The sequence below is a fragment of the Bacillus sp. 2CMS4F genome (genome assembly GCF_023161785.1).
Lineage (GTDB): Bacteria > Bacillota > Bacilli > Bacillales > Bacillaceae > Bacillus > Bacillus halotolerans.
Genome location: NZ_JALNTO010000013.1, coordinates 26,740 through 49,231, shown reverse-complemented (window position 1 = coordinate 49,231; position 22,492 = coordinate 26,740). Strand labels below are relative to the sequence as shown.

The 22,492-nt window shown below is 43.2% G+C and carries 24 protein-coding genes; 19 read left to right on the top strand and 5 right to left on the bottom strand.

What is annotated here, in order from left to right:
- From MTN95_RS16815 to MTN95_RS16755, 13 genes are all read left to right on the top strand, one after another.
- Positions 1-1,194: a CCA tRNA nucleotidyltransferase gene (locus tag MTN95_RS16815; protein WP_248339060.1), complete on the top strand. Its 1,194-nt coding sequence runs from the start codon at positions 1-3 to the stop codon at positions 1,192-1,194.
- Positions 1,179-2,162, top strand: coding sequence for a biotin--[acetyl-CoA-carboxylase] ligase (locus tag MTN95_RS16810; RefSeq protein ID WP_227597590.1), 984 nt, complete (start codon positions 1,179-1,181; stop codon positions 2,160-2,162). The genes MTN95_RS16815 and MTN95_RS16810 overlap by 16 nt, the downstream gene beginning before the upstream one ends.
- A gap of 240 nt (positions 2,163-2,402) precedes the next feature.
- Positions 2,403-3,236, top strand: coding sequence for a 3-methyl-2-oxobutanoate hydroxymethyltransferase (gene panB, locus MTN95_RS16805; RefSeq protein ID WP_105954962.1), 834 nt, complete (start codon positions 2,403-2,405; stop codon positions 3,234-3,236).
- A 1-nt stretch (position 3,237) separates the two neighbouring features.
- The gene (gene panC, locus MTN95_RS16800; RefSeq protein WP_105954963.1) at positions 3,238-4,098 is read left to right on the top strand and encodes a pantoate--beta-alanine ligase; all 861 of its coding nucleotides are present in this window, start codon (positions 3,238-3,240) and stop codon (positions 4,096-4,098) included.
- Positions 4,099-4,100: 2 nt separating this feature from the next.
- Positions 4,101-4,484: an aspartate 1-decarboxylase gene (gene panD / locus MTN95_RS16795; RefSeq protein ID WP_044156733.1), complete on the top strand. Its 384-nt coding sequence runs from the start codon at positions 4,101-4,103 to the stop codon at positions 4,482-4,484.
- Positions 4,485-4,609: 125 nt separating this feature from the next.
- Positions 4,610-7,405, top strand: coding sequence for an ATP-dependent DNA helicase DinG (gene dinG / locus MTN95_RS16790; RefSeq protein ID WP_248339058.1), 2,796 nt, complete (start codon positions 4,610-4,612; stop codon positions 7,403-7,405).
- A 143-nt stretch (positions 7,406-7,548) separates the two neighbouring features.
- Positions 7,549-7,719: a YpmA family protein gene (locus MTN95_RS16785; RefSeq protein ID WP_003225588.1), complete on the top strand. Its 171-nt coding sequence runs from the start codon at positions 7,549-7,551 to the stop codon at positions 7,717-7,719.
- Positions 7,720-7,727: 8 nt separating this feature from the next.
- Positions 7,728-8,213, top strand: coding sequence for a cell wall elongation/penicillin-binding protein regulator TseB (gene tseB / locus MTN95_RS16780; RefSeq protein ID WP_024121839.1), 486 nt, complete (start codon positions 7,728-7,730; stop codon positions 8,211-8,213).
- 22 nt (positions 8,214-8,235) lie between these two features.
- Positions 8,236-9,417, top strand: a complete 1,182-nt coding sequence (gene aspB, locus MTN95_RS16775; protein ID WP_248339056.1) for a pyridoxal phosphate-dependent aminotransferase — start codon at positions 8,236-8,238, stop codon at positions 9,415-9,417.
- Positions 9,418-9,557: 140 nt separating this feature from the next.
- Positions 9,558-10,850, top strand: coding sequence for an asparagine--tRNA ligase (gene asnS, locus MTN95_RS16770; protein ID WP_044155223.1), 1,293 nt, complete (start codon positions 9,558-9,560; stop codon positions 10,848-10,850).
- Positions 10,851-10,943: 93 nt separating this feature from the next.
- Positions 10,944-11,642, top strand: a complete 699-nt coding sequence (gene dnaD / locus MTN95_RS16765; RefSeq protein WP_044155229.1) for a DNA replication protein DnaD — start codon at positions 10,944-10,946, stop codon at positions 11,640-11,642.
- An 18-nt stretch (positions 11,643-11,660) separates the two neighbouring features.
- Positions 11,661-12,320, top strand: coding sequence for an endonuclease III (gene nth, locus MTN95_RS16760; RefSeq protein WP_010334708.1), 660 nt, complete (start codon positions 11,661-11,663; stop codon positions 12,318-12,320).
- On the top strand, positions 12,317-12,811 hold the full coding sequence (locus MTN95_RS16755) for a YpoC family protein (protein ID WP_248339054.1): 495 nt from the start codon (positions 12,317-12,319) through the stop codon (positions 12,809-12,811). The genes nth and MTN95_RS16755 overlap by 4 nt, the downstream gene beginning before the upstream one ends.
- A gap of 72 nt (positions 12,812-12,883) precedes the next feature.
- Here the strand turns inward: MTN95_RS16755 and MTN95_RS16750 are convergent, their stop codons facing one another.
- Positions 12,884-15,628 carry a PBP1A family penicillin-binding protein gene (locus tag MTN95_RS16750; RefSeq protein WP_248339050.1) on the bottom strand — a complete coding sequence of 915 codons (2,745 nt, stop codon included), beginning with the start codon at positions 15,626-15,628 and terminating at the stop codon, positions 12,884-12,886.
- A 21-nt stretch (positions 15,629-15,649) separates the two neighbouring features.
- A complete protein-coding gene (gene recU / locus MTN95_RS16745) occupies positions 15,650-16,270 on the bottom strand; it encodes a Holliday junction resolvase RecU (protein ID WP_248339047.1) in 621 nt (206 codons plus the stop codon).
- A 40-nt stretch (positions 16,271-16,310) separates the two neighbouring features.
- Here recU and MTN95_RS16740 point away from each other — a divergent pair, with 40 nt between their 5' ends.
- Positions 16,311-17,273, top strand: coding sequence for a DUF2515 domain-containing protein (locus tag MTN95_RS16740; RefSeq protein ID WP_248339045.1), 963 nt, complete (start codon positions 16,311-16,313; stop codon positions 17,271-17,273).
- Between the two features lie 25 nt (positions 17,274-17,298).
- Here MTN95_RS16740 and sspM read toward each other — a convergent pair whose 3' ends face one another.
- The gene (sspM, locus tag MTN95_RS16735) at positions 17,299-17,403 is read right to left on the bottom strand and encodes an acid-soluble spore protein SspM (RefSeq protein ID WP_010334703.1); all 105 of its coding nucleotides are present in this window, start codon (positions 17,401-17,403) and stop codon (positions 17,299-17,301) included.
- Between the two features lie 197 nt (positions 17,404-17,600).
- Between sspM and MTN95_RS16730 the strand changes: the two genes are divergently transcribed.
- Both MTN95_RS16730 and MTN95_RS16725 read left to right on the top strand, forming a co-directional pair.
- A complete protein-coding gene (locus MTN95_RS16730; protein WP_095713163.1) occupies positions 17,601-17,846 on the top strand; it encodes a DUF5446 family protein in 246 nt (81 codons plus the stop codon).
- 45 nt (positions 17,847-17,891) lie between these two features.
- Complete coding sequence (locus MTN95_RS16725; RefSeq protein ID WP_105991747.1) at positions 17,892-18,263, top strand: YppE family protein; 372 nt, start codon at positions 17,892-17,894, stop codon at positions 18,261-18,263.
- A 35-nt stretch (positions 18,264-18,298) separates the two neighbouring features.
- Here MTN95_RS16725 and MTN95_RS16720 read toward each other — a convergent pair whose 3' ends face one another.
- Positions 18,299-18,487, bottom strand: coding sequence for a YppF family protein (locus MTN95_RS16720; protein ID WP_105991748.1), 189 nt, complete (start codon positions 18,485-18,487; stop codon positions 18,299-18,301).
- A 187-nt stretch (positions 18,488-18,674) separates the two neighbouring features.
- Here MTN95_RS16720 and MTN95_RS16715 point away from each other — a divergent pair, with 187 nt between their 5' ends.
- Positions 18,675-19,049, top strand: coding sequence for a YppG family protein (locus tag MTN95_RS16715; protein ID WP_248339043.1), 375 nt, complete (start codon positions 18,675-18,677; stop codon positions 19,047-19,049).
- A 21-nt stretch (positions 19,050-19,070) separates the two neighbouring features.
- Here MTN95_RS16715 and MTN95_RS16710 read toward each other — a convergent pair whose 3' ends face one another.
- Positions 19,071-19,490 (bottom strand): Hsp20/alpha crystallin family protein, encoded by a 420-nt coding sequence (locus MTN95_RS16710; RefSeq protein ID WP_248339041.1) that lies wholly within the window; start codon positions 19,488-19,490, stop codon positions 19,071-19,073.
- Between the two features lie 136 nt (positions 19,491-19,626).
- Here MTN95_RS16710 and MTN95_RS16705 point away from each other — a divergent pair, with 136 nt between their 5' ends.
- Entirely contained in the window at positions 19,627-20,133 is a 507-nt protein-coding gene (locus tag MTN95_RS16705) for a PTS sugar transporter subunit IIA (protein WP_202852559.1), read from the top strand.
- A gap of 104 nt (positions 20,134-20,237) precedes the next feature.
- Complete coding sequence (mrfA, locus tag MTN95_RS16700) at positions 20,238-22,487, top strand: ATP-dependent helicase MrfA (RefSeq protein WP_105991750.1); 2,250 nt, start codon at positions 20,238-20,240, stop codon at positions 22,485-22,487.
- Positions 22,488-22,492 lie beyond the last annotated feature (5 nt).

Below are 22,492 nucleotides of genomic sequence, written 5' to 3'. Positions count from 1 at the left end.
ATGGAACAAATTTTTATCAAAGCACTTCCCGTGCTCCGCACATTAATTGAAGCAGGCCACCAAGCTTACTTTGTCGGAGGCGCAGTTCGTGACAGCTATATGAAACGAACAATTGGAGATGTCGATATTGCGACAGATGCGGCACCGGACCAAGTAGAACGGCTTTTTAAGCGGACAGTTGATGTCGGCAAAGAGCACGGGACCATTATCGTGCTCTGGGAAGATGATACCTATGAAGTCACTACATTCCGGACTGAATCAGATTATGAAGATTACAGAAGACCGTCAGAAGTGCACTTTATCACCTCATTAGAAGAGGATTTGAAACGCAGGGATTTGACGATTAATGCGATGGCCATGACAGCTGACGGTCAAGTTCTTGATTATTTTGGCGGCAAGAAAGACATTGATCAGCAGCTGATTCGAACGGTTGGAAAACCGGAGGACCGCTTTCAGGAGGATGCGCTTCGCATGCTGAGAGCGGTGCGATTTATGAGCCAGCTCGGATTTACGCTTTCGAAAGAAACAGAAGAAGCGATCATAAAAGAGAAAACACTTCTTTCTCATGTGTCAGTCGAACGGAAAACTATAGAGTTCGAGAAGCTTTTACTGGGAAAAGCGTGCCAAGAGGCCATTCAAATGCTTGTACATACGGGGCTTTATGAAGAACTGCCCGGTTTTTATCACAAACGAGAGAACCTGCTGACGGCGAGTGAGTTTCCGTTTTCTCTTCTCGCTTCTCGTGAGGAGCTTTGGGCAGCGCTTTTAATTGATCTTCAGATAGACTTGAAAGAAGCGATGCTTTTCCTGAAAGCCTGGAAGCTCCCTGGAAAAGTGATGAAGGAAGCCGCTCACATTGCCGATACGTTTGGCCAGAGCCTTGACGCTATGTCCATGTACAAGGCTGGTGAAAAAGCGCTTTTATCCGCGGTCAAAATATCAATGCTCCGGCAAACCAAGAAGCTGAACGGTGAGAGACTGAAGGAAGTCAGAGAAGCTTATCAAAGCCTGCCCATCAAAAGTTTGAAGGATCTTGCCATCACGGGGCGGGATTTACTTGCACTGCGAAACCAGCCCGCTGGAAAATGGGTGTCTGAAGAATTACAGCGGATAGAGCAGGCTGTTGTAACGGGAAAGCTCTCCAATCAGAAGGAACACATAGAGGAGTGGCTGAAGACATGCGATCAACCTTAAGAAACGATCTTATTGAATTATTTTCTCAGGCCGGAAGCGAGTTTATTTCCGGCCAAAAAATCAGTGATGCTCTCGGATGCTCGAGAACAGCTGTATGGAAGCATATTGAGGAGCTTCGCAAAGAAGGCTATGAAGTGGAAGCTGTCAGAAGAAAAGGGTATCGGCTTATCAAAAAGCCTGGAAAACTCAGTGAAAGTGAGATACGGTTTGGGCTGAAAACAGAAGTGATGGGCCAGCATCTTTTTTATCATGACGTCCTTTCATCCACTCAAAAAAAGGCTCATGAGTTTGCTAATGATAACGCGCCGGAGGGCACTCTTGTTGTCGCGGATAAACAAACAGCCGGCAGAGGGCGTATGTCAAGGGTGTGGCATTCTCAAGAAGGAACAGGCATCTGGATGAGCCTGATTTTGCGTCCAGACATTCCGCTTCAAAAAACACCTCAGCTTACGCTTCTTGCTGCGGTAGCTGTTGTGCAAGGAATAGAGGAGGCAACAGGTCTCCAAACGGATATTAAATGGCCTAATGACATATTAATTCACGGAAAAAAAGCAGTCGGCATCTTAACTGAAATGCAGGCGGAAGAAGACCGCGTCCGTTCAGTCATTATCGGAACAGGCATAAACGTTAATCAAGAGGCCGATGATTTTCCCGAGGAGCTAAAGGAAACCGCAACGAGCCTTAGTCAGGCAGCCGGTGAAAAAATAGATCGGGCCAGCGTCATGCAGCATATTTTGCTTTCTTTTGAAAAACGGTACCGCGATTATTTAGCGCATGGTTTCACGCCGATTAAGCTTCTGTGGGAAAGCTATGCGCTTGGGATCGGCAGTGAATTAAGAGCAAGAACGCTAAACGGAACATTTTATGGGAAAGCTTTAGGAATAGACGAAGAGGGTGTTCTTCTTTTAGAAACAAAGGAAGGCATAAAAAAAATCTATTCGGCAGATATCGAAATGGGGTCATTGTAGTTGGTACAAGCCTGTTGATTTTGATATACTTCCATTGGGCAGTATCGCCTGCGAACTGCACCTATTCATAAAAAATAGATAGACATAGCAGCAGTCTGCCTTGATCCAAAAAGGACTGGGACAGAGGGATGAAACTCGCCGAACTTTAGAAAGTGAAGAATCCTTCTCGTGTAGCGGAAGGTTTTTTGGCTTGTATAAGAAACGGCAGCTCATCTCCTCTAAAAATGAGGAGGAGAAAAAGTGAAAACAAAACTTGATTTCTTAAAAATGAAAGAGAAGGAAGAACCGATTGTCATGCTGACGGCATACGATTATCCGGCAGCCAAGCTTGCTGAACAAGCGGGAGTGGATATGATTTTAGTCGGCGATTCACTAGGAATGGTCGTGCTAGGTCTTGATTCAACTGTCGGCGTGACAGTTGCGGATATGATCCATCATACGAAAGCTGTCAAAAGAGGTGCGCCAAATACATTTACCGTAACCGACATGCCGTTTATGTCCTATCACTTGTCTAAAGAGGATACGCTGAAAAATGCCGCAGCTATCGTTCAGGAAAGCGGAGCCGACGCGCTGAAGCTGGAAGGCGGTGAGGGAGTGTTTGAATCCATCCGCGCCTTGACGCTCGGTGGCATTCCTGTTGTCAGTCATTTAGGGCTTACACCGCAATCAGTCGGTGTATTAGGCGGATATAAAGTACAGGGCAAAGATGAACAAAGCGCCAAGAAATTAATAGAAGACAGTATAAAATGTGAGGAAGCGGGAGCCATGATGCTTGTGCTTGAATGTGTGCCTGCAGAACTCACGGCAAAAATCGCAGAAACATTATCCATTCCTGTCATTGGAATCGGAGCTGGTGTAAAAGCGGACGGACAGGTTCTTGTTTATCACGATGTTATCGGCCATGGTGTTGTTAGAACACCTAAATTTGTGAAACAATATACGCAAATTGACGGCACTATAGAAACAGCAATCAGTGGATATGTCCATGATGTAAGACATCGTGCTTTCCCTGAACAACAGCATTCCTTTCAGATGAATCAGGCAGTTCTGGAAGGCTTGTACGGAGGAAAATAAGATGAAGCAGATTACAGATATCTCACAGCTGAAAGAAATCATTACACAATATCAGGCAGAAGGCAAAACAATCGGATTTGTTCCGACGATGGGATTTCTTCATGAAGGGCATTTAACCTTGGCAGACAAAGCCAGACAAGAAAATGATGCCGTCGTTATGAGTATTTTTGTAAATCCGACGCAATTCGGTCCCGGGGAGGATTTTGAAGCGTATCCGCGCGATCTCGAACGTGATGCCGCTCTTGCGGAAAATGCCGGCGTTGATATTCTTTTCACTCCTGATGCCCGTGACATGTATCCCGGTGAAAAAAATGTAACGATACATGTTGAGAGACGTACAGATGTTTTATGCGGGCGTTCAAGAGAAGGACACTTTGACGGAGTTGCCATCGTGCTGACGAAGCTGTTCAATCTTGTTAAACCGACACGCGCTTATTTTGGTTTAAAGGATGCGCAGCAGGTGGCAGTTGTTGATGGTTTAATCAGTGATTTTTTCATGGATATTGAACTGGTTGCTGTAGATACGGTCAGAGAGGAAGACGGGTTAGCCAAAAGCTCCCGGAATGTGTATTTAACGGCTGAGGAAAGAAGAGAAGCGCCTAAGCTTTACCAAGCCCTTCAGACGAGTATCGAACTGATCAGAGCAGGTGAGAGAAATCCTGAAGCGGTCATCAATGCTGCAAAAGACATCATTGAAACGACAAGCGGCAGAATTGATTATGTTGAGCTATATTCTTATCCGGAACTTGAGCCTGTGAACAAGCTCGAAGGAAAGATTATTCTGGCTGTAGCAGTTGCATTTTCAAAAGCGCGTTTAATAGACAATATCATTATTGATATTCGAGAAATGGAGAGAATATAATGATGTATCGCACGATGATGAGCGGAAAGCTTCATAGGGCAACGGTTACAGAAGCAAATCTTAACTATGTGGGCAGCATTACAATTGATGAAGATCTTATTGATGCGGTAGGAATGCTTCCTAATGAAAAAGTGCAAATTGTGAATAATAACAATGGAGCACGCCTGGAAACGTACATTATTCCCGGTCAGCGCGGAAGCGGAGTCATCTGTTTAAACGGAGCTGCCGCACGCCTTGTACAGGAAGGCGATAAGGTTATTATTATTTCCTACAAAATGATGTCTGATCAAGAAGCGGCAAACCATCAGCCGAAAGTTGCCGTTTTGAATGACCAAAACAAAATTGAACAAATGCTTGGACAAGAACCTGCCAGCACCATTTTGTAGATATACCGCCCCCTTTATCGGGGGTTTTCGTTTAAGATTTTCAGCGTAAAACGGTTTTGTCGCTCCATTTCCGTACAAAACGTGTTACACTTTTGTCGTATGCAAGAATTGAGGTGTCCATTTTAATGAAAAAGCAACGGTTCGTTGTTATAGATGTAGAAACAACAGGGAATTCGCCAAAAAAGGGCGATAAAATCATTCAAATTGCAGCGGTTGTAATTGAAAATGGACAAATTACTGAGCGGTTTTCAAAATATATTAATCCAAATAAATCCATTCCGGTTTTTATTGAACAGCTTACGGGAATCACGAATCAAATGGTAGAAAATCAGCCGCCGTTTAAAGCAGTGGCTGAAGAAGTGTTTCATTTGCTTGACGGCGCTTACTTTGTCGCCCACAATATCCATTTTGACCTCGGGTTTGTGAAGCATGAGTTACATAAAGCGGGTTTCCAGCTCCCAGATTGTGAAGTGCTGGATACTGTTGAGCTCTCCCGTATCGCATTTCCGGGATTTGAGGGATATAAGCTGACTGAATTAAGCGAAGAGCTTCAGCTGCGGCATGATCAGCCGCATCGAGCTGACAGCGACGCTGAAGTCACAGGACTTATTTTTTTGGAAATTCTTGAAAAGCTAAGGCGGCTTCCTTACCCGACATTAAAGCAGTTAAGAAGGCTGTCACAGCATTTTATCAGTGATCTGACGCATTTGTTAGATATGTTCATTTATGAAAACAGACATACAGATATGCCAGGCTATACGCGTTTTTCATCTTTTTCTGTCAGAGAACCAGAACCTGTGATTGAACGTCTCAAAGAAGATGAAGAATTTCTATTTGAGATAGAAAATTGGGCAGCAGGAAATGAAAAAGCGCTCTCTGAGTTCATGCCCCAGTACGAAAAAAGAGAAGGCCAAATGCTGATGATGAAAGAAGTGGCTGAGGCCTTTGCCAATCGTGAACACGCGCTGATTGAAGCTGCTCCCGGAATCGGAAAAACGATCGGCTACTTGATTCCGGCTGCGCTTTTTGCTAAAAAGTCAAAAAAGCCGGTCGTCATCAGCACGTATTCAACCCTTCTTCAGCAGCAGATTTTGACGAAGGATTTGCCGATCATCAAAGATATGTTCCCTTTTTCGGTGACTGCGGCCATTTTAAAAGGGCAATCGCATTATCTGTGCCTTTATAAGTTTGAGCAGGTGCTTCATGAGGAAGACGATAACTATGATGCCGTTTTGACAAAAGCCCAGCTTCTTGTTTGGCTGACAGAGACAAACACGGGAGATGTAGCAGAACTGAATTTGCCGTCAGGAGGAAAACTGCTGTGGGACAGATTGGCATATGATGATCATTCTTATAAACGAAAACAGAGGGATCAAGTGATTGGTTTTTATGAACGGGCCAAACAAAGTGCCATGCGGTCTGATCTGGTGATTACGAATCATTCTCTTCTGCTAACCGATGAGGCAAGCCGGAAAAAAAGACTCCCGGATAGCGGGACTTTTGTAATTGATGAAGCACACCATTTTGAACGTGCTGCAAGCGAACATTTAGGAAAAAGAGCAACTTACATAGAACTGCATACAAAATTGAGCAGAATCGGAACGCTGAAAGAGCAGGGCCTTCTGAAAAAAATGAGACAGCTTTTTCAGCGCCACAGCCTGCCGGTGGATTCATTTTTCGAAGTGGAGGAGTGGATTCAGCATATTCAGGCGGAAAGTGATGCGTTTTTCAGCTCTGTGCATTCTTTTGTCAAACGAAGAAAACCTAAAGAAGACTTAAACCGTCTTGTCTTTAACGTGAACAAAAAAAGTCACGATAAAGGATGGCCTATTTTAACAGATGGAGCGGAAAGGCTTTGTTCTATGCTGGCGCATTTGCAGCAGCTTTTTGAGACCCAGACGGCTCTGATGGAAGAACATCTGACGGTTATGAAAAGCAAAAATGCTTTTTTGGCCGATGAATATAGTAGAAGCATGAATGATTTGGGGGAGTACTGCCAGACTCTAAATCAGCTGTTCTTTGGCTCAGATGACAATGAAGCGGTTTGGATTGAGATAGATGCTAAAGGTGCGAAGAATGCAGTAGCTATATATGCGCAGCCGCTGGAACCGGGCGAGCTTCTTGCTGATCAGTTTTTTGCCCGGAAAAACAGTGTCGTTCTTACATCTGCAACCCTAACGATAGAAAATTCGTTTCAATTTATCATTGAGCGTTTGGGGTTAAGCGACTTTTTCCCCCGCACAATGAGGATCGCGTCGCCTTTTTCTTATGATGAGCGGATGCAGGTAATGATTCCAAAAGAAATAAAATCGATCCAAGATACGGGGCAGACTGAATTTATACAGGATACCGCACATTATATCGAACTGATGGCAAAAGAAAAACAGCCGAAAATCCTTGTGCTGTTTACGTCTCATGACATGCTGAAAAAAGTGCATCAGGAACTCAAGCTCGCCATGAGTGTTTCAGGCATTCAGCTTTTGGCTCAGGGCATAACCGGTGGCAGTCCCGGAAAACTGATGAAAACGTTCAAAACAGCCAATCAGGCCATTTTGCTTGGAACGAATCATTTTTGGGAAGGCGTTGATTTCCCTGGTGATGAGCTGACGACAGTGATCATCGTGAGACTTCCTTTCCGGGCTCCGGATCATCCGCTGCATGCTGCAAAATGTGAGCTGGCGAGGAAAAAAGGGCGCAATCCGTTTCAAACGGTCTCACTGCCGGAAGCGGTGCTGACGTTCAGACAAGGAATTGGGCGCTTACTCCGGACAGCCGGAGACAAAGGAACGATTGTCATATTAGACAGACGGGTCAAAACCGCTGGTTACGGGCGCCTGTTTCTAGACGCTCTGCCGACGTCCGCAATATCTGAAGTGACTGACAGTGAGATTGAAGCTTATGTTGCCGAAAAAAGTGAATAAAAGCCGCATAAAGCGGCTTTCCGGTGTGGGAGTAGGACATGTTTTATTTGTAAAAGCGGGTTTTTCCGCTCTGTGGTACTAGTATGGCGCGTCCTGAAAAGGAGTATGACTAACAATATTTGTTCAATTTGGAGGATGAAAAAATGGAAAGCAAAATCGAAATTCTTTCAACAATTAATGTAGAGCATTCGGATGACCTTTATAAAATTGTAGACACGCTGAATCGGACACTGAAAAGAGATAATCTGATGTTCGGTCTTGCGCTTGATGAAGAAAACAAAAACCAAGCCGTTTTTACCATTTATCGTACGTAGGTGAGAAGATGAGAAAAAAAGCATTAATATTTACCGCCATATTTGGTATTATTTTTTTAGCAGTACTTCTTGTCTCGGCAAACATTTATAAATCAGCCATGGCACAAAAGGAAAAGGGGCACGAAGCAGCAGCTGCTGAAGCGAAAAAAGAAACCGACCTCACCAGCGTTGATCAAGTCGAAACATTTGTCGGAAAAGAAAAGTATTATATCGTAAAGGGAACCGACAAAAAAGGCATCAAATTATATGTATGGGTTCCTGAAGATAAAAAAGCAAAAATTCTCTCAAAAGAAGCAAAAGAGGGAATCACCGAGGACAAAGCGGCGAAAATCATACAAGATGAAGGGCTGGTTTCAAAGCAAAAAGAGGTTCACCTGGCAAGAGAAGGGAACGTCCTGCTTTGGGAAGTAACGTACTTAGACAAAGAAGGACAATACAGTTTAAGTTATGTGGACTTTACAACTGGAAAGATTCTCAAAAATATCACGCCTTAAGACGAATTAGGGGGAGTTCAAGTTGAAACTGGCAAAAAGAGTATCCGCATTAACACCGTCTACCACACTGGCCATTACAGCGAAAGCGAAAGAATTGAAAGCGGCAGGTCATGATGTCATCGGCCTTGGAGCGGGCGAACCCGACTTCAATACACCGCAGCACATTATTGATGCAGCTGTACGCTCAATGAACGAAGGACATACGAAATATACGCCTTCAGGCGGTTTGGCTGAATTAAAGAACAGCATTGCAGAGAAATTTAAACGTGACCAGAATATTGAATACAAACCGTCTCAATTGATTGTCTGTACTGGTGCCAAACATGCACTGTATACCCTTTTCCAAGTGATTTTGGATGAAGGAGACGAAGTGATTATCCCAACGCCGTACTGGGTAAGCTATCCGGAACAGGTGAAACTTGCTGGCGGTCAGCCTGTTTATGTGGAAGGGCTTGAGGAAAATCACTTTAAAATTTCTCCTGAGCAGCTGAAAAAAGCGATTACAGAAAAAACAAAAGCAATCGTTATTAATTCACCAAGCAATCCGACTGGCGTTATGTATACGGAAGAAGAGCTGGCCGCGCTTGGCGAAGTATGCCTTGATCATGACATCCTGATAGTATCTGACGAAATTTATGAAAAACTTACATACGGCGGAAAAAAACACGTTTCTATCGCACAGCTGTCTGACCGTTTGAAAGAGCAAACGATCGTCATCAACGGCGTATCAAAATCACACAGCATGACAGGCTGGAGAATCGGTTATGCGGCTGGAGTAGAAGAGATCATCAAAGCGATGACAAACCTTGCAAGCCACAGCACGTCAAATCCGACATCTATCGCACAATACGGAGCGATTGCCGCATATAACGGACCTTCTGAGCCAATGGAGGAGATGAGAAAAGCATTTGAGCATAGATTAAACACGATTTATGATCAGCTCGTTGAAATCCCGGGCTTCAGCTGCGTGAAGCCGGAAGGTGCTTTTTACTTATTTCCGAATGCAAAAAAAGCAGCTCAAACTTGCGGTTTCAAAGATGTAGATGAATTTGTCAAGGCGCTTCTTGAAGAAGAAAAAGTCGCGATTGTTCCAGGTTCCGGATTCGGCTCTCCTGATAATGTCCGGTTGTCCTACGCGACATCATTAGACCTTCTTGAAAAAGCGGTGGAACGAATCAAACGTTTTGTAGAAAAACATAGCTAACGGATCAGAAAGCGGCTGACAAAAAGCCGCTTTTTATCTGCATTGACCCGGTCAGTTAAGACCGGGTATAATAAAGTGATGATAAAAGAGTTCGCGGGGCAAAAGCTTCCGAATGTCTTCTTGTTTTGGAGGGAAATATTTTGAAAACAACAATCAACCAAGTGTACAAGCACGTAGGTGAGGAAGTAACGATCGGAGCTTGGATCGCTAATAAGCGTTCAAGCGGGAAAATCGCGTTTTTACAGCTGAGAGACGGTACAGGTTTTATTCAAGGTGTCGTTGTAAAAGCGGAGGTTGAAGAAAGCATTTTCCAAACGGCTAAATCTGTGACGCAGGAAACGTCACTCTATATAAAAGGAATTGTCAAAGAGGACGAGCGTTCTCCGCTTGGTTATGAATTAGCTGTGACAGATATTGAAGTCATTCACGAAGCGACTGATTATCCAATTACGCCAAAAGAACACGGTACGGAATTTTTGATGGATCACAGACACTTATGGCTTCGTTCAAAGCGTCAGCATGCGATCATGAAAATCCGTAATGAAATCATTCGCGCGACTTACGAATTCTTTAATAACGAAGGCTTCGTAAAAGTAGATCCGCCGATTTTGACTGGAAGTGCGCCTGAAGGAACAACTGAGCTCTTTGCGACAAAATACTTCGATGAAGATGCTTACCTTTCTCAAAGCGGACAGCTGTACATGGAAGCTGCGGCGATGGCATTAGGAAAAGTATTCTCCTTCGGACCGACGTTCAGAGCAGAGAAATCTAAAACAAAACGTCACTTAATCGAATTCTGGATGATCGAACCGGAAATGGCGTTTGTAGAATTTGAAGAGAACCTTCAAGTACAGGAAAATTACGTTTCTTTCATCGTGCAATCGGTTCTTAAGAACTGCAAAATTGAATTAAACACACTAGGAAGAGACACGTCAAAACTTGAGCAAATCAAAGCGCCGTTCCCAAGAATTACGTATGACGAAGCGGTTGATTTTCTGAAAGAAAAAGGCTTTGACGATATCGAGTGGGGAGACGATTTTGGAGCGCCTCATGAAACAGCGATTGCCGAGCACTATGACAAACCGGTTTTCATCACTCGCTATCCGACGTCCTTAAAACCGTTCTATATGCAGCCGGCATCTGACCGCGAAGATGTAGTGCTTTGCGCAGATCTGATCGCGCCTGAAGGCTACGGAGAAATCATCGGCGGTTCTGAACGGATTCACGATATGGAACTTTTGGAAGCGCGTCTTAAAGAACATGGACTGGATTCTGACGCATATAAATGGTATGCTGAACTTAGAAAATATGGATCAGTTCCACATTCCGGATTCGGCCTTGGATTAGAGCGTACAGTAGCTTGGATCAGCGGAGCGCCTCACGTACGTGAAACAATTCCGTTCCCAAGACTGTTGAACCGTCTGTATCCGTAATACATTTTAATGAAACAAAAAAAGAGTCTCCTGCAAGGGAGACTTTTTACAGTAAAGGGGAAAACACTATCCTTTACAGTAAGAGGTGTAACGATGAAAAAACAGCAATTTATTGATATGCAGGAGATGGGGATGTCGACGATCCCCAATCTTCTGCTGACCCATTATAAACAGCTTGGACTTAACGAAACAGAACTGATTCTGCTGTTGAAAATCAAAATGCATTTAGAAAAGGGATCTTATTTTCCTACACCGCATGAACTGCAGGAAGGCATGACGATTTCTGTTGAAGAATGCACAAACAGATTGCGTATGTTTATCCAAAAGGGATTTCTGTTTATTGAGGAAGGCGAAGACCAAAACGGCATCAAGTTTGAGAAATATTCACTCCAGCCTTTATGGGGCAAGCTCTATGAGTATATAGAGCTTGCACAGAATCAAACACAAGAAAGAAAAGCAGAAGGGGAACAAAAAAGCCTTTATACGATTTTTGAAGAAGAGTTTGCAAGACCGTTATCTCCTTTAGAGTGTGAAACGCTGGCCATTTGGCAGGATCAGGATCAGCATGATGCACAGCTGATTAAACACGCTTTAAAAGAGGCTGTATTATCAGGAAAACTCAGCTTCCGCTACATTGACCGGATTTTGTTTGAATGGAAGAAAAACGGGCTGAAAACAGTGGAGCAGGCCAAAATCCACAGCCAAAAATTCCGGCGTGTTCAAACAAAACAGAATGAACCGCAAAAAGAGTATAAGAGGCAGGTTCCTTTTTACAATTGGCTTGAACAATAAAGTGAAAAGGTGACAATCGTGTTAAATCTAAAACAAATTGAATTCTGTTTAGAGAAGATAGGCGACATGTTTCCCCACGCGGAGTGTGAACTTGTTCATTCCAATCCCTTTGAATTAGTGGTGGCAGTCGCTTTATCTGCGCAATGTACAGATGCACTTGTAAACAGGGTGACCAAAACATTATTTCAAAAATATAAACGGCCGGAAGACTATTTATCTGTTTCTCTGGAAGAGCTTCAGCAGGATATCAAATCAATCGGTCTGTACCGTAATAAAGCAAAAAATATTCAAAAACTGAGTAAAATGATTATTGAAGATTATGGCGGAGAAGTACCGAAGGACCGTGATGAGCTTGTGAAACTCCCAGGAGTTGGCCGGAAGACCGCCAATGTTGTCGTATCTGTTGCCTTTGGCGTACCGGCCATTGCAGTAGATACACACGTTGAGAGGGTCAGCAAGCGTCTGGGAATCTGCCGGTGGAAAGATTCGGTGCTGGAAGTCGAAAAGACACTGATGCGCAAGGTTCCTAAAGAAGATTGGTCCGTTACCCATCATCGTCTCATATTCTTCGGAAGATACCACTGTAAGGCACAATCGCCGCGCTGTGCGGAATGTCCATTGCTTTCTCTGTGCAGAGAAGGGCAGAAGAGAGATAAAAAAGGGCTGGTGAAACGATGACGGCAGCGAATGAATTGTTAGCTTCTTATGAGCAATATTTGCGCAGTCTAGGACACATTGACTTCTCTGATATCAAGGAACCATTAAGGATTAATCCTTTGTATTTTGACTTCTGCGAGACCACGCAGGACATATTGCCATGGGAAAACAGCGGCAAGTACGTTCCGTATCTATTTCAAGTGTGGGAAGAAACAAAAGAATCACTTCTCCCTGTATTTCAAACAAGAAAGTCCAGATGCGACCAAAACGACATGCTTAAAGGTATTGTATGTTTACTGGCTTCATTTCATTGGATAGCCGGTGAGCGGGTGATATCGCTGAATTGGTCAGAACTGACAAAGAAATCATTTCCGGCTAAGCCGATTAATTGGGCTGAACGAGTGGAGTTCATTTTGCTGAAGCCGACCCAGTATCATTGCTTTATCCAGCTAGATGAACTTTTTACAGAAATGAAGAAGCATTTCTATAAGCATCACGCGATGAAACGATAAAACCTCCCCTAAAAGGGAGGTTTTTTTGTGCAGAAAAAAGCCATCACCTTTTAAGGGGTGATGGCTTTGTCTTTAATTCGTTTTTTCAGTTGATGATGAATTCGTTTGTGTATTGTCAGATGTATTTGTTTTGTTTTTATCTGTATTAGAGCCTGATGAATCATCCGTTGAGTCACCGTCTGACGCGTCCTCTTCTTTGCGGCCGTTGTTATTGTTGCTGTTATCGTTAGATTGGTCTTGGTTGCTGTTGTCGGACGGATTGGTGTTCGTGTTGTCTTGTTTTTTGTCTTGATCGTTTGTTGAATCATCTGTCTGATCTTGATCTGTCTGACTGTCATCTGTTTGAGAATCATCAGTTTGTGTGTCATCCTGAGTCTTCTCATCATCTTTATTTTCATCATCCGTTTGCTGCTGGTCTTCTTTATCTTCATCCTCTTCGGCTTTTGGCACTTCATAGGATGTCGACGCTGAACTTTTGCCATCATCACTGACGGCTGTCACTTCGAATTTGTATACAGAGCCTGGCTGCACGCCCGAAATGACTGCTTCTTTTGCAGAGCTGTTTTGAACTTCAGAGTAGCTGCCGCCATCAACAGATTGCTTAACAGCAAAGGTCGCATCTCCGTCGTACTTCCAGCTTAATGTCAATGATTGATTATCTTTATCATATTTCACATTTAAACCAGACAGTTTTGCTGTTTCTTCTTTCTCTTCTTTCTCATATGTTTTAGAAACAGTAGAAGGAGATGTACCTTTTACAAAGTACTCTGTGACCTTTTTATCGCTTGGCGTATTCGGCCCTGCCAGTTTTGCCGGATTAGAGCCTTTTTCCACAGTCGCTTCCACTACGCTATCAGGTTTCTCAAATGATCCGCTTCCGTCATCGACATCGGCAATGAGCTGGGCGAAGATGCGTTTTGCAACTTTTTGCTCTTCAGTTGAAAGAGATTTCTTTCCAGCTTCGTTTTCTCCCATACCTGTCCAGACGGCTGCTGTATATTGCGGTGTGTAGCCGACAAACCAAGAATCTCGGGCACCGTCGCTTGCGATATTGTACCTTTGGATTTCACTTTCTTCAAAGTTGGTCGTCCCTGTTTTTCCTGCTACTTCCACACCGGGTACTTGTGCAAGCTGTCCAGTACCTGTCTTAACAGCTGTTTTCAGCATATCTGTAATCATAAACGCAGTATAATCGCTCATTGCTGACTTTGATTTTGGTGTTAAGTCAAGCTTCGTGCCATCGTTAAATTCAATAGACTTTACAAAATGCGGTTCATTATATGTTCCGTTATTTCCGAAGGCGCTGTATGCTCCTGCCATCGTCAGTGAAGAGACACCAACATTGCCTTTTCCGAATCCACCGATAGAATACGATTCATATACTTTATCTTTATCTAATCCTAGTCCCAATCCGTTAGCAAAGTCTACAGCAGCATCTCTACCCACTGCTTGGTATGCTTTTAAAGCAGGAATGTTCCGAGATTGCGCAAGTGCTTCACGCATAGACATTAGTTCTTTATATTTGTGGTCAAAGTTACGGATCGGTGTTCCATCAGAATACGTATAAGCTGAGTCATCAATTTGTTCGTATGTGGACCATTTTTTATTTTCAATAACTGGACCGTAGTCGAGAATAGGCTTAATGGTAGACCCAGGCTGTCGCTGAGCTTGGGTCGCGTAATTGTAGCCACCAACCGTAGAATTTCTTCCCGCACCAATCGCGCGGACTTCTCCGGTTTTTGTATCGAGAAGCGTTACACCGCCCTGCATGCCTTCAGTAAATCCGACAGTGTCTCCGTCCATTAATTCATCAAGTTTGTCTTGTGCTTTTGTATCTAATGTCGTATAAATCTTTAATCCGTCAGTACCTGGATTGACATCAGATTTTTCTTCAATTTCTTTCATGACTTCTTCAACAAACGCACTGTATTTATTTGAATTTGTTTTTTCATATTCTTTCTGTGATACAACGCCTTCATCTTTCACTGCCACTTTTTTCGCTTTGTTATATTGAGAATCAGAAATGAATCCTTGTTTTTTCATGAGACTGAGTACGATGTTCCGTCTTTTTTCCGCTTTATCCGGGTTTTTAACGGGATTGTACGCCGTCGGACTTTGCGGCATACCCGCAAGTGTCGCAGCCTGTTCCACAGTCAATTTGCTTAAATCTGTGACGCCGAAAAATTCTTCCGCCGCTTTTCCGATTCCGTATGCTCTAGGAGAAAAATAAATCCGGTTTAAATACATTTCTAAAATTTCATCTTTAGAGTAATTGCGCTCCAGCTGAATCGAAAGCCATACTTCCTGCACCTTCCGTTTCAACGTCTTCTGATGGGAAAGAAGGGAGTTTTTGACGACCTGCTGGGTGATCGTACTTCCGCCTTCAGCCCCGAAGCCATCTGTAAAGTTGGCGACTAAGGCGCCTCCGATACGGACAGGGTCAATCCCGTGGTGTTCGTAAAAACGTGCGTCCTCTGTCGCGATAAAGGCTTCTTTTACGACATCAGGTATTTCATCTATTGAGACGTAGGACCGCTTTTCGGAACCGTACTCAGCAATTTCTTTTCCGTTTTTATCATAAATAGTTGAAGAATAAGGCGTCTTCAATTTGTTTTCGTCCAGTGATGGCGCATCCGAAACCATGACGGCAAATGTTACGGCGCCGCCGACTACCCCAAGGATAAACAGAATGAGTAAAGTGAATAGCGTCTTTTTAAACAAACCGCCTTTTTTTCGTTTCTTGCCTTTTTTCGGTGAAGGGCTCGACTTGCTGTTCGCTTTACGTCGAGCTTCACGACTCGTAAATTGATCTGACATAACATCTCAACCTTTCGTTAATCAACCTTTCGCACTAGATGATGGCGAAAAATAAAGCTGCTCAATAATACTAATATAATCAATTCTTGGCGCGTATCCAAGAGAAATCGGATAAGCTGCTTCCTCTAACTCATCTTTTCGAATTGATTTTCTGCCGTTTTTTTCTATTCTTTCCCAGAAATAAAACAGCCTATCGGCTTCTAAAAAATAAACCTGGCCGAAAGCGGATATAATAACAAAACAAATACCGTCTTGAGCCGTTACCTGCTTCATATGCTCAATTTGATGGTCATGGAAATTCTGCAGGGGGAAAGAGGTTTTGTTTTTTGTCTCTTTCGCCTCAAAGTCAATGTACCGCCCTTTATAAATTCCGTTATAATCTGTTGTCGATGATTGTTTAAAATAGGCTTCTTTTATGACTGCAGCGCTTCTTTTTGGATAATGGACATTTACAATTTGAACAGGTGTCGGCTTTTTGTGTATCACGGCAATTTGGTTTGTCAGATAATACTTATTCGTTTCGTTTAAGTCATCTTCGAGGGTCATTCCGCGATTACTGTAAGATGGCGCTCTTTTATGACTGTTTTGGGATGAAACCGGATGTTTCGGCTGAAACGTTTTTCCGTTAGGATACCGAATCACTTTCTCATCCTCCTTATTAAACTATTAGTGACGGAAGTGAATGAACGTGAAAGAACAACAGGCCATCAGAAAGCTTCTTCGCCGGATTGAGCGGCAGACGGCAGTCAAAAACGCCGATAATATTTCAAGAACGAATGCTTATAAAGCATTCTATGACCGTCATCCGGAAATTAAATGGTCGCTCTTAGCTTCCTTCGTTTCACGCAATGCCGGCTGGTCAATGACTGATTTAAAGGGCAGTCTGTTTCAGCTTGGTCTGCGTGAGTCACAGCAAAGGTGGTTCTTTTTGGCCTACGAGAGAGCGAATTGGCTCATCTTTTCAGATGCCTATCCGCAGCTTCTTTTGTACCACTGGTCTGTAAAAACCGGGAAGCCCCTGTTCAACTATCTGCAATTGTTTGGGGTATCACAATTTATGACAGAAGAGTGGACCCGTTTTTGGCATGAACGAAACACGGAGCGGCTCATGTATGCTCTCATTATAAATGAACAAAACACTATTCAAACACCTATTATACAAAATCCTTCGTTCAAAAAGAACGTTTTTGGCACGATTCCTTTTTATTTAAGTGACTGGTTTCATTTCAACACCGTTATTTTTCCTTCTTCAGACGGCATTCTTTACGGTATTTCGGCCAAGCGTTTTTCTAAAACCGAAGAAAGGATAAGGCTTGGAAAACAGCTGTCACAATTGCTGTTCAGTCCGGAACTGTTTTCTTCTTTTTATGACTTTTTGCACACAGTGCCGCATACAGGCTCCCGTTTTGATATGGAAAAAATGATCGGAATCACAAAAAGGACATCTCCTATGCTAAGGACATGCTACCCTGAATTAACTCACTCATTAGACGGAAAGAAAACAGATTGGTTTCATGGAAAGATAAAGAAAGGCCTCTTTGCACGGGAGGCATTGCCGCGGCAGATAGAATTGACTGACTGGTATGTAAACAAAAAACGTCAGCTGCATGCGCTCTTTGCGGTGGAGCATTGGCTGAAGAAATAAAAGAAGCAAGGAATTTCCTTGCTTCTTACGTAGAAGGACGGTTCGGGCCGCCTAGTTTTTTATCTAAAGAATCAACTGCTTTTGATTCCGTCTTTTTTTGCTGGCCGGCTTTTTTCGGTCTAGATTTCATACGGCACCTCCTCACAAGTATCGTGTGCATTAAGCGTGAGGATCATACAATTTTTGCGTGTCTTTTTGTCGAAAACTTCAGCTTTTCGTGGAATACCTGTTTGTTTGGCGATTTGCTTCTAGTTTTGTCATGCGGAAGGATTGCGCCGTACGAGCAAAGAATTTAACCGGGAGAGAAGAGTAAAGGGAGGAACACAAATGTCCGGTTACGTAAGCAAGACAGATATTCTCCGAATGCTTTCTGATATAGAAACTGAAATAAACTGTGCTGAACAGAGCCTTAGCCGTTCTATAGATGTATTCGAGGCTGAAATGCGTGAAACGGAGGACGAGCGTTTGAGTGTTCTGGAAGAAGAAATCATGGATCTTCATATATGTATAAACGAGCTGTACCGATCCCCTCAAGAGAGGTATGCTGTGGACAAGGTATACCGTATCGGCTGAATTTATGAGCAAAATTTGGTACGATAAGCTTTGAGGTGAAGGATGTTGCAACCACAAACATTGCTGAAAGTTACCGAGCAAATGATTGAAGCCGCTGAAACAGGTGCTGCACGATATCAGGAAGGGAAAGAAAATAACCATTCGTACGATTTTTTTGAGACGATAAAGCCTGCTGTGGAGGAGAATGATGCCCTGGCAGCTCACTGGGCGGAAGGGGCGCTTGAATTTATAAAGGCTCGCCGCCCGAAATATGTGCATGCTGAGCAGATAGAGACCGCAAAAGATAATTTCCTGGAATTGATTCTTCAATCATATGTTCATCATATTCATAAAAAGCGATTCAAAGACATCACTGAATCAGTCATTTACACATTGCAGACAGTGAAGGATGAAATTGCAAGTGAAGACAGCCAATAAAGGCTGTCTTCATTTTTATTATAGGGGGCCGGACATTAACTCAGCTCATATGCCGGGCTTTCTGCTCCATTTGCTTCCAGAACCTTCATACTGTTACGAAATTCAGTTGCGTTGAGGTGTCCTTGAATATAGAGGAACTTGGCAAAGTCCATCAGTTTATTCACACAGTCTGTTTCATATTTCTTCATTTCTGCAAAACGTTTGCTTAAGTATGATACGTTCATTATGGTGCATCCCCTCTCATCTGTATTGAAAATATGGTATCATAATGATTCGACTTTTTTCTGTTTTTAAAAAATTTAAACTTTCGACACAATTTGACAAACACGCTTGATGGCATCAGACACAAACAAAAGAAATGATTCATACATATATAGGAGAGAAACTGTTGAGTTTAGGGGGGAAATCGCAATGAAAAGGAGACCTCAAAACGATCCTCGGCAATTGGGTTATTATTATCCTCAGCAAGTGCAGGGATATTATCAGCAGAATGCGCCTGTTCATTCTGAACAGTACGTTCCGCAGCATTACGGACAACAGGAGTTTTATCAGCCGTATATTCCGCCTCAGTCTATGCCTATGCAGCAGCCGGTATTTCCTAATCCTTATCCTATTCCGAGACCGAATCAGCAGCAGCCTTCACAGGTTCAAAGTATTATGTCACAATTCAAAAAAGCGAACGGGCAGTTTGACTTTAATAAAATGATGGATACGACAGGCCAAGTCATGAGTGCCATGAATCAAGTCGGCTCATTAATAAAGGGATTTACCAACTTTTTCAAATAACAGAAGCATGAATGAATCAAATCATTCATGCTTATTTGTTGGGAAGAAAAGCGTCATTGTCTGCTCACTCCATGACGTTACCATTTCTTCCTGGTGGACCTCATAAGGCAGCTGTACGGTTCTTGTCATGCTTGTTAATGTGGAGGTGTTTTGCTCCTTCTGTTTTTCCTGAAGCGTTACATGGAGGTACCGGGACTTAATGTCGATGAGAATCTCGCCGTCTCGAAACGTTGCTGGAATTGTGATATCGACATACAGCCCGTCATCACTTTCTCTGACGTCTATCGTAGTCTGTACATCTTTAAAACTAGAGTCGATCAAATTTTGAAAACCATGTAAAAGATTTCCTAATGCAGAAGACTGAAACAGATGGTCCATTGCTTGATTGATGATCTCTTCTTTCTTAGACAATTCATTCTTTTTGTCATCTTTACATTCCAAATGAGCCACCGCCTTTTTTTATCAGACTATGCGTTTGTGCCGGATGTTGTTATAAATTGAAGCGAAATTGAAAGTGTGGTTAAATAGGTGGTGAATGAAGGGATAACGGTTGATGAATTGGAAGGGAGATAACACATTGCTGAAAAAATTATTCGGAATGGGAAAATCAGAGGAAAAAATTACGGAAGAGGTCATCTATTCTCCGGCAGACGGGACGGTAATGGATCTGACAGATGTGCCGGATCCTGTTTTTTCACAAAAAATGATGGGCGAAGGAATTGCAGTTGAACCCTCTAATGGTGAAATTGTTTCACCTGCTGAAGGTGAAGTGATTCAGCTGTTTCATACAAAACACGCCGTGGGCATCCGGACACGTACGGGAATCGAGCTGTTAATTCACGTCGGATTAGAAACCGTAAATATGAATGGAGAAGGATTTACTGCTCACATTAAAGAAGGTGACAAAGTAAAGGTCGGCGACCCGCTCATCACGTGTGATTTGGAGTTAATAAAAGAAAAAGCGAGCAGCACAGTCATCCCAATCGTCATTATGAATGGGGAAGCTGTGGAAACAATAGAGCCTGCAGGCGAAAAGGCTGCACACAAAGGCGAAACAAAGCTGCTCACAATAAGAGCGAAATAAGCAGGGCGGATGCCTTGCTTTTTTGTTGTCCGATTGTATAAAATTTGCACCTAGCCATGCAAACAAATATTCGGTAAACTGTACTTGATAAAGAGGTGTAAAGAATGAAAAAGAAATCACTGACTGAACTCATTTCTGAATTGAAAGGAAATGAAAACGTTGTGAACTGGCATGAAATTGAGCCTCGTGAAGCAAGGACAAGACCGATGCCTGAACGTATAGATGAGAGACTCAAAACAGCCCTTTCCAAAAGGGGAATTGATGCCTTATATACCCACCAATATGCCGCTTTTCAATATGTGCAAAAAGGTGAAAGCATTGTAACTGTAACGCCTACGGCATCCGGGAAAACATTATGCTACAACCTGCCTGTCCTGCAATCTATCGCTGAGGACGATACAAACCGGGCGTTATATTTATTTCCTACTAAAGCGCTGGCCCAGGATCAAAAAAGTGAGCTCAATGAAATCATTGATGAGATGGGCATTGATATTAAAAGTTTTACATATGACGGAGATACATCTCCGGCGATCAGACAAAAAGTCAGAAAAGCAGGGCACATTGTGATTACAAACCCTGATATGCTCCACTCGGCAATTCTTCCGCATCATACAAAATGGGTGAGTCTGTTTGAAAACCTTAAATATATTGTGATAGACGAGCTGCACACGTATCGCGGTGTATTCGGAAGCCATGTGGCAAATGTAATCCGCCGGCTGAAACGGATCTGCCGATTTTATGGAAGTGACCCGATCTTTATTTGTACCTCGGCAACGATCGCGAATCCGAAGGAATTGGGAGAGCAGCTGACCGGAAACTCAATGAGGCTGGTTGATGACAACGGTGCGCCAAGCGGACGGAAGCACTTTGTATTTTATAATCCGCCAATTGTTAATCAGCCGCTTAACATCAGAAAAAGCGCAACAGTAGAAGTAAATGAGCTGGCGAAAGAGTTCCTGAAGAACAGAGTGCAGACCATTGTATTTGCCAGAAGCAGAGTCCGTGTCGAAATTATTTTAAGCCATATTCAGGAACTGGTGAAAAAAGAGATCGGGGCAAAGTCTATCAGAGGCTATCGGGGAGGATATCTTCCAAAAGAACGAAGAGAAATCGAAAGAGGACTGCGAGATGGCGAAATTCTTGGGGTTGTCAGCACAAATGCGCTGGAGCTCGGGGTTGATATCGGTCAGCTGCAGGTCTGTATCATGACCGGTTATCCCGGAAGTGTGGCAAGTGCGTGGCAGCAGGCGGGAAGAGCCGGCAGAAGACACGGTGAGTCCTTGATTGTCATGGTGGCTAATTCAACGCCGATTGACCAGTATATTGTGCGCCATCCTGAATACTTTTTTGACCGTTCGCCGGAATCGGCAAGAATCAACCCAGAGAATCTAATTATTTTAGTTGATCACTTAAAATGCGCTTCTTATGAACTTCCTTTTAAAGCCGATGAAGAGTTTGGGCCGCTGGACGTCAGTGATATTCTCGAGTACCTTCAGGAAGAAGGTGTTCTGCACCGCAATGGGGAACGTTATCATTGGGCAAACGAATCGTTTCCTGCTTCCAATATCAGTCTGCGTTCGGCTTCACAAGAAAATGTGGTCATTGTCGATCAAACGGATATTGCGAATGTGAGAATCATCGGTGAAATGGATCGGTTTAGTGCGATGACGCTTCTTCATGATGAAGCGATTTATTTGCATGAAGGCGTGCAATTCCAGGTGGAAAAGCTTGATTGGGATCATAAAAAGGCTTATGTCAGAAGAGTTGATGTGGAATATTACACGGATGCCAATCTGGCAGTCCAGCTGAAGGTGCTGGAAATTGACAAAACAAAAGAGAGGAGCCGTACATCCCTACATTACGGCGATGTTACGGTAAATGCATTGCCCACTATTTTTAAAAAGATTAAGATGACTACTTTTGAAAATATCGGATCAGGCCCTATCCATTTACCGGAAGAAGAACTCCACACGAGTGCGGCTTGGCTTGAAATCAAAACAATTGATGAAGACATTGGAGAAAAGACACTCGAACAGCTGCTTCTCGGCATATCGAATGTTTTGCAGCATATTGTCCCTGTGTATATTATGTGTGACCGAAATGATGTCCATGTCGTTTCGCAAATCAAAGCTGCCCATACCGGTTTGCCAACGGTATTTTTGTATGACCATTATCCGGGCGGAATCGGCTTGGCAGAGGAAGTCTTTACACGGTTTGCTGACATTAATGAAGCGGCTAAGCGGCTGATAAAACAATGTCCTTGTCATGATGGCTGTCCGTCTTGTATAGGTACTGAAATAGAAGGAATTAAAGCCAAGGAACGAATTTTGCAGCTGTTGGACCAAATGTCATAAGGAAA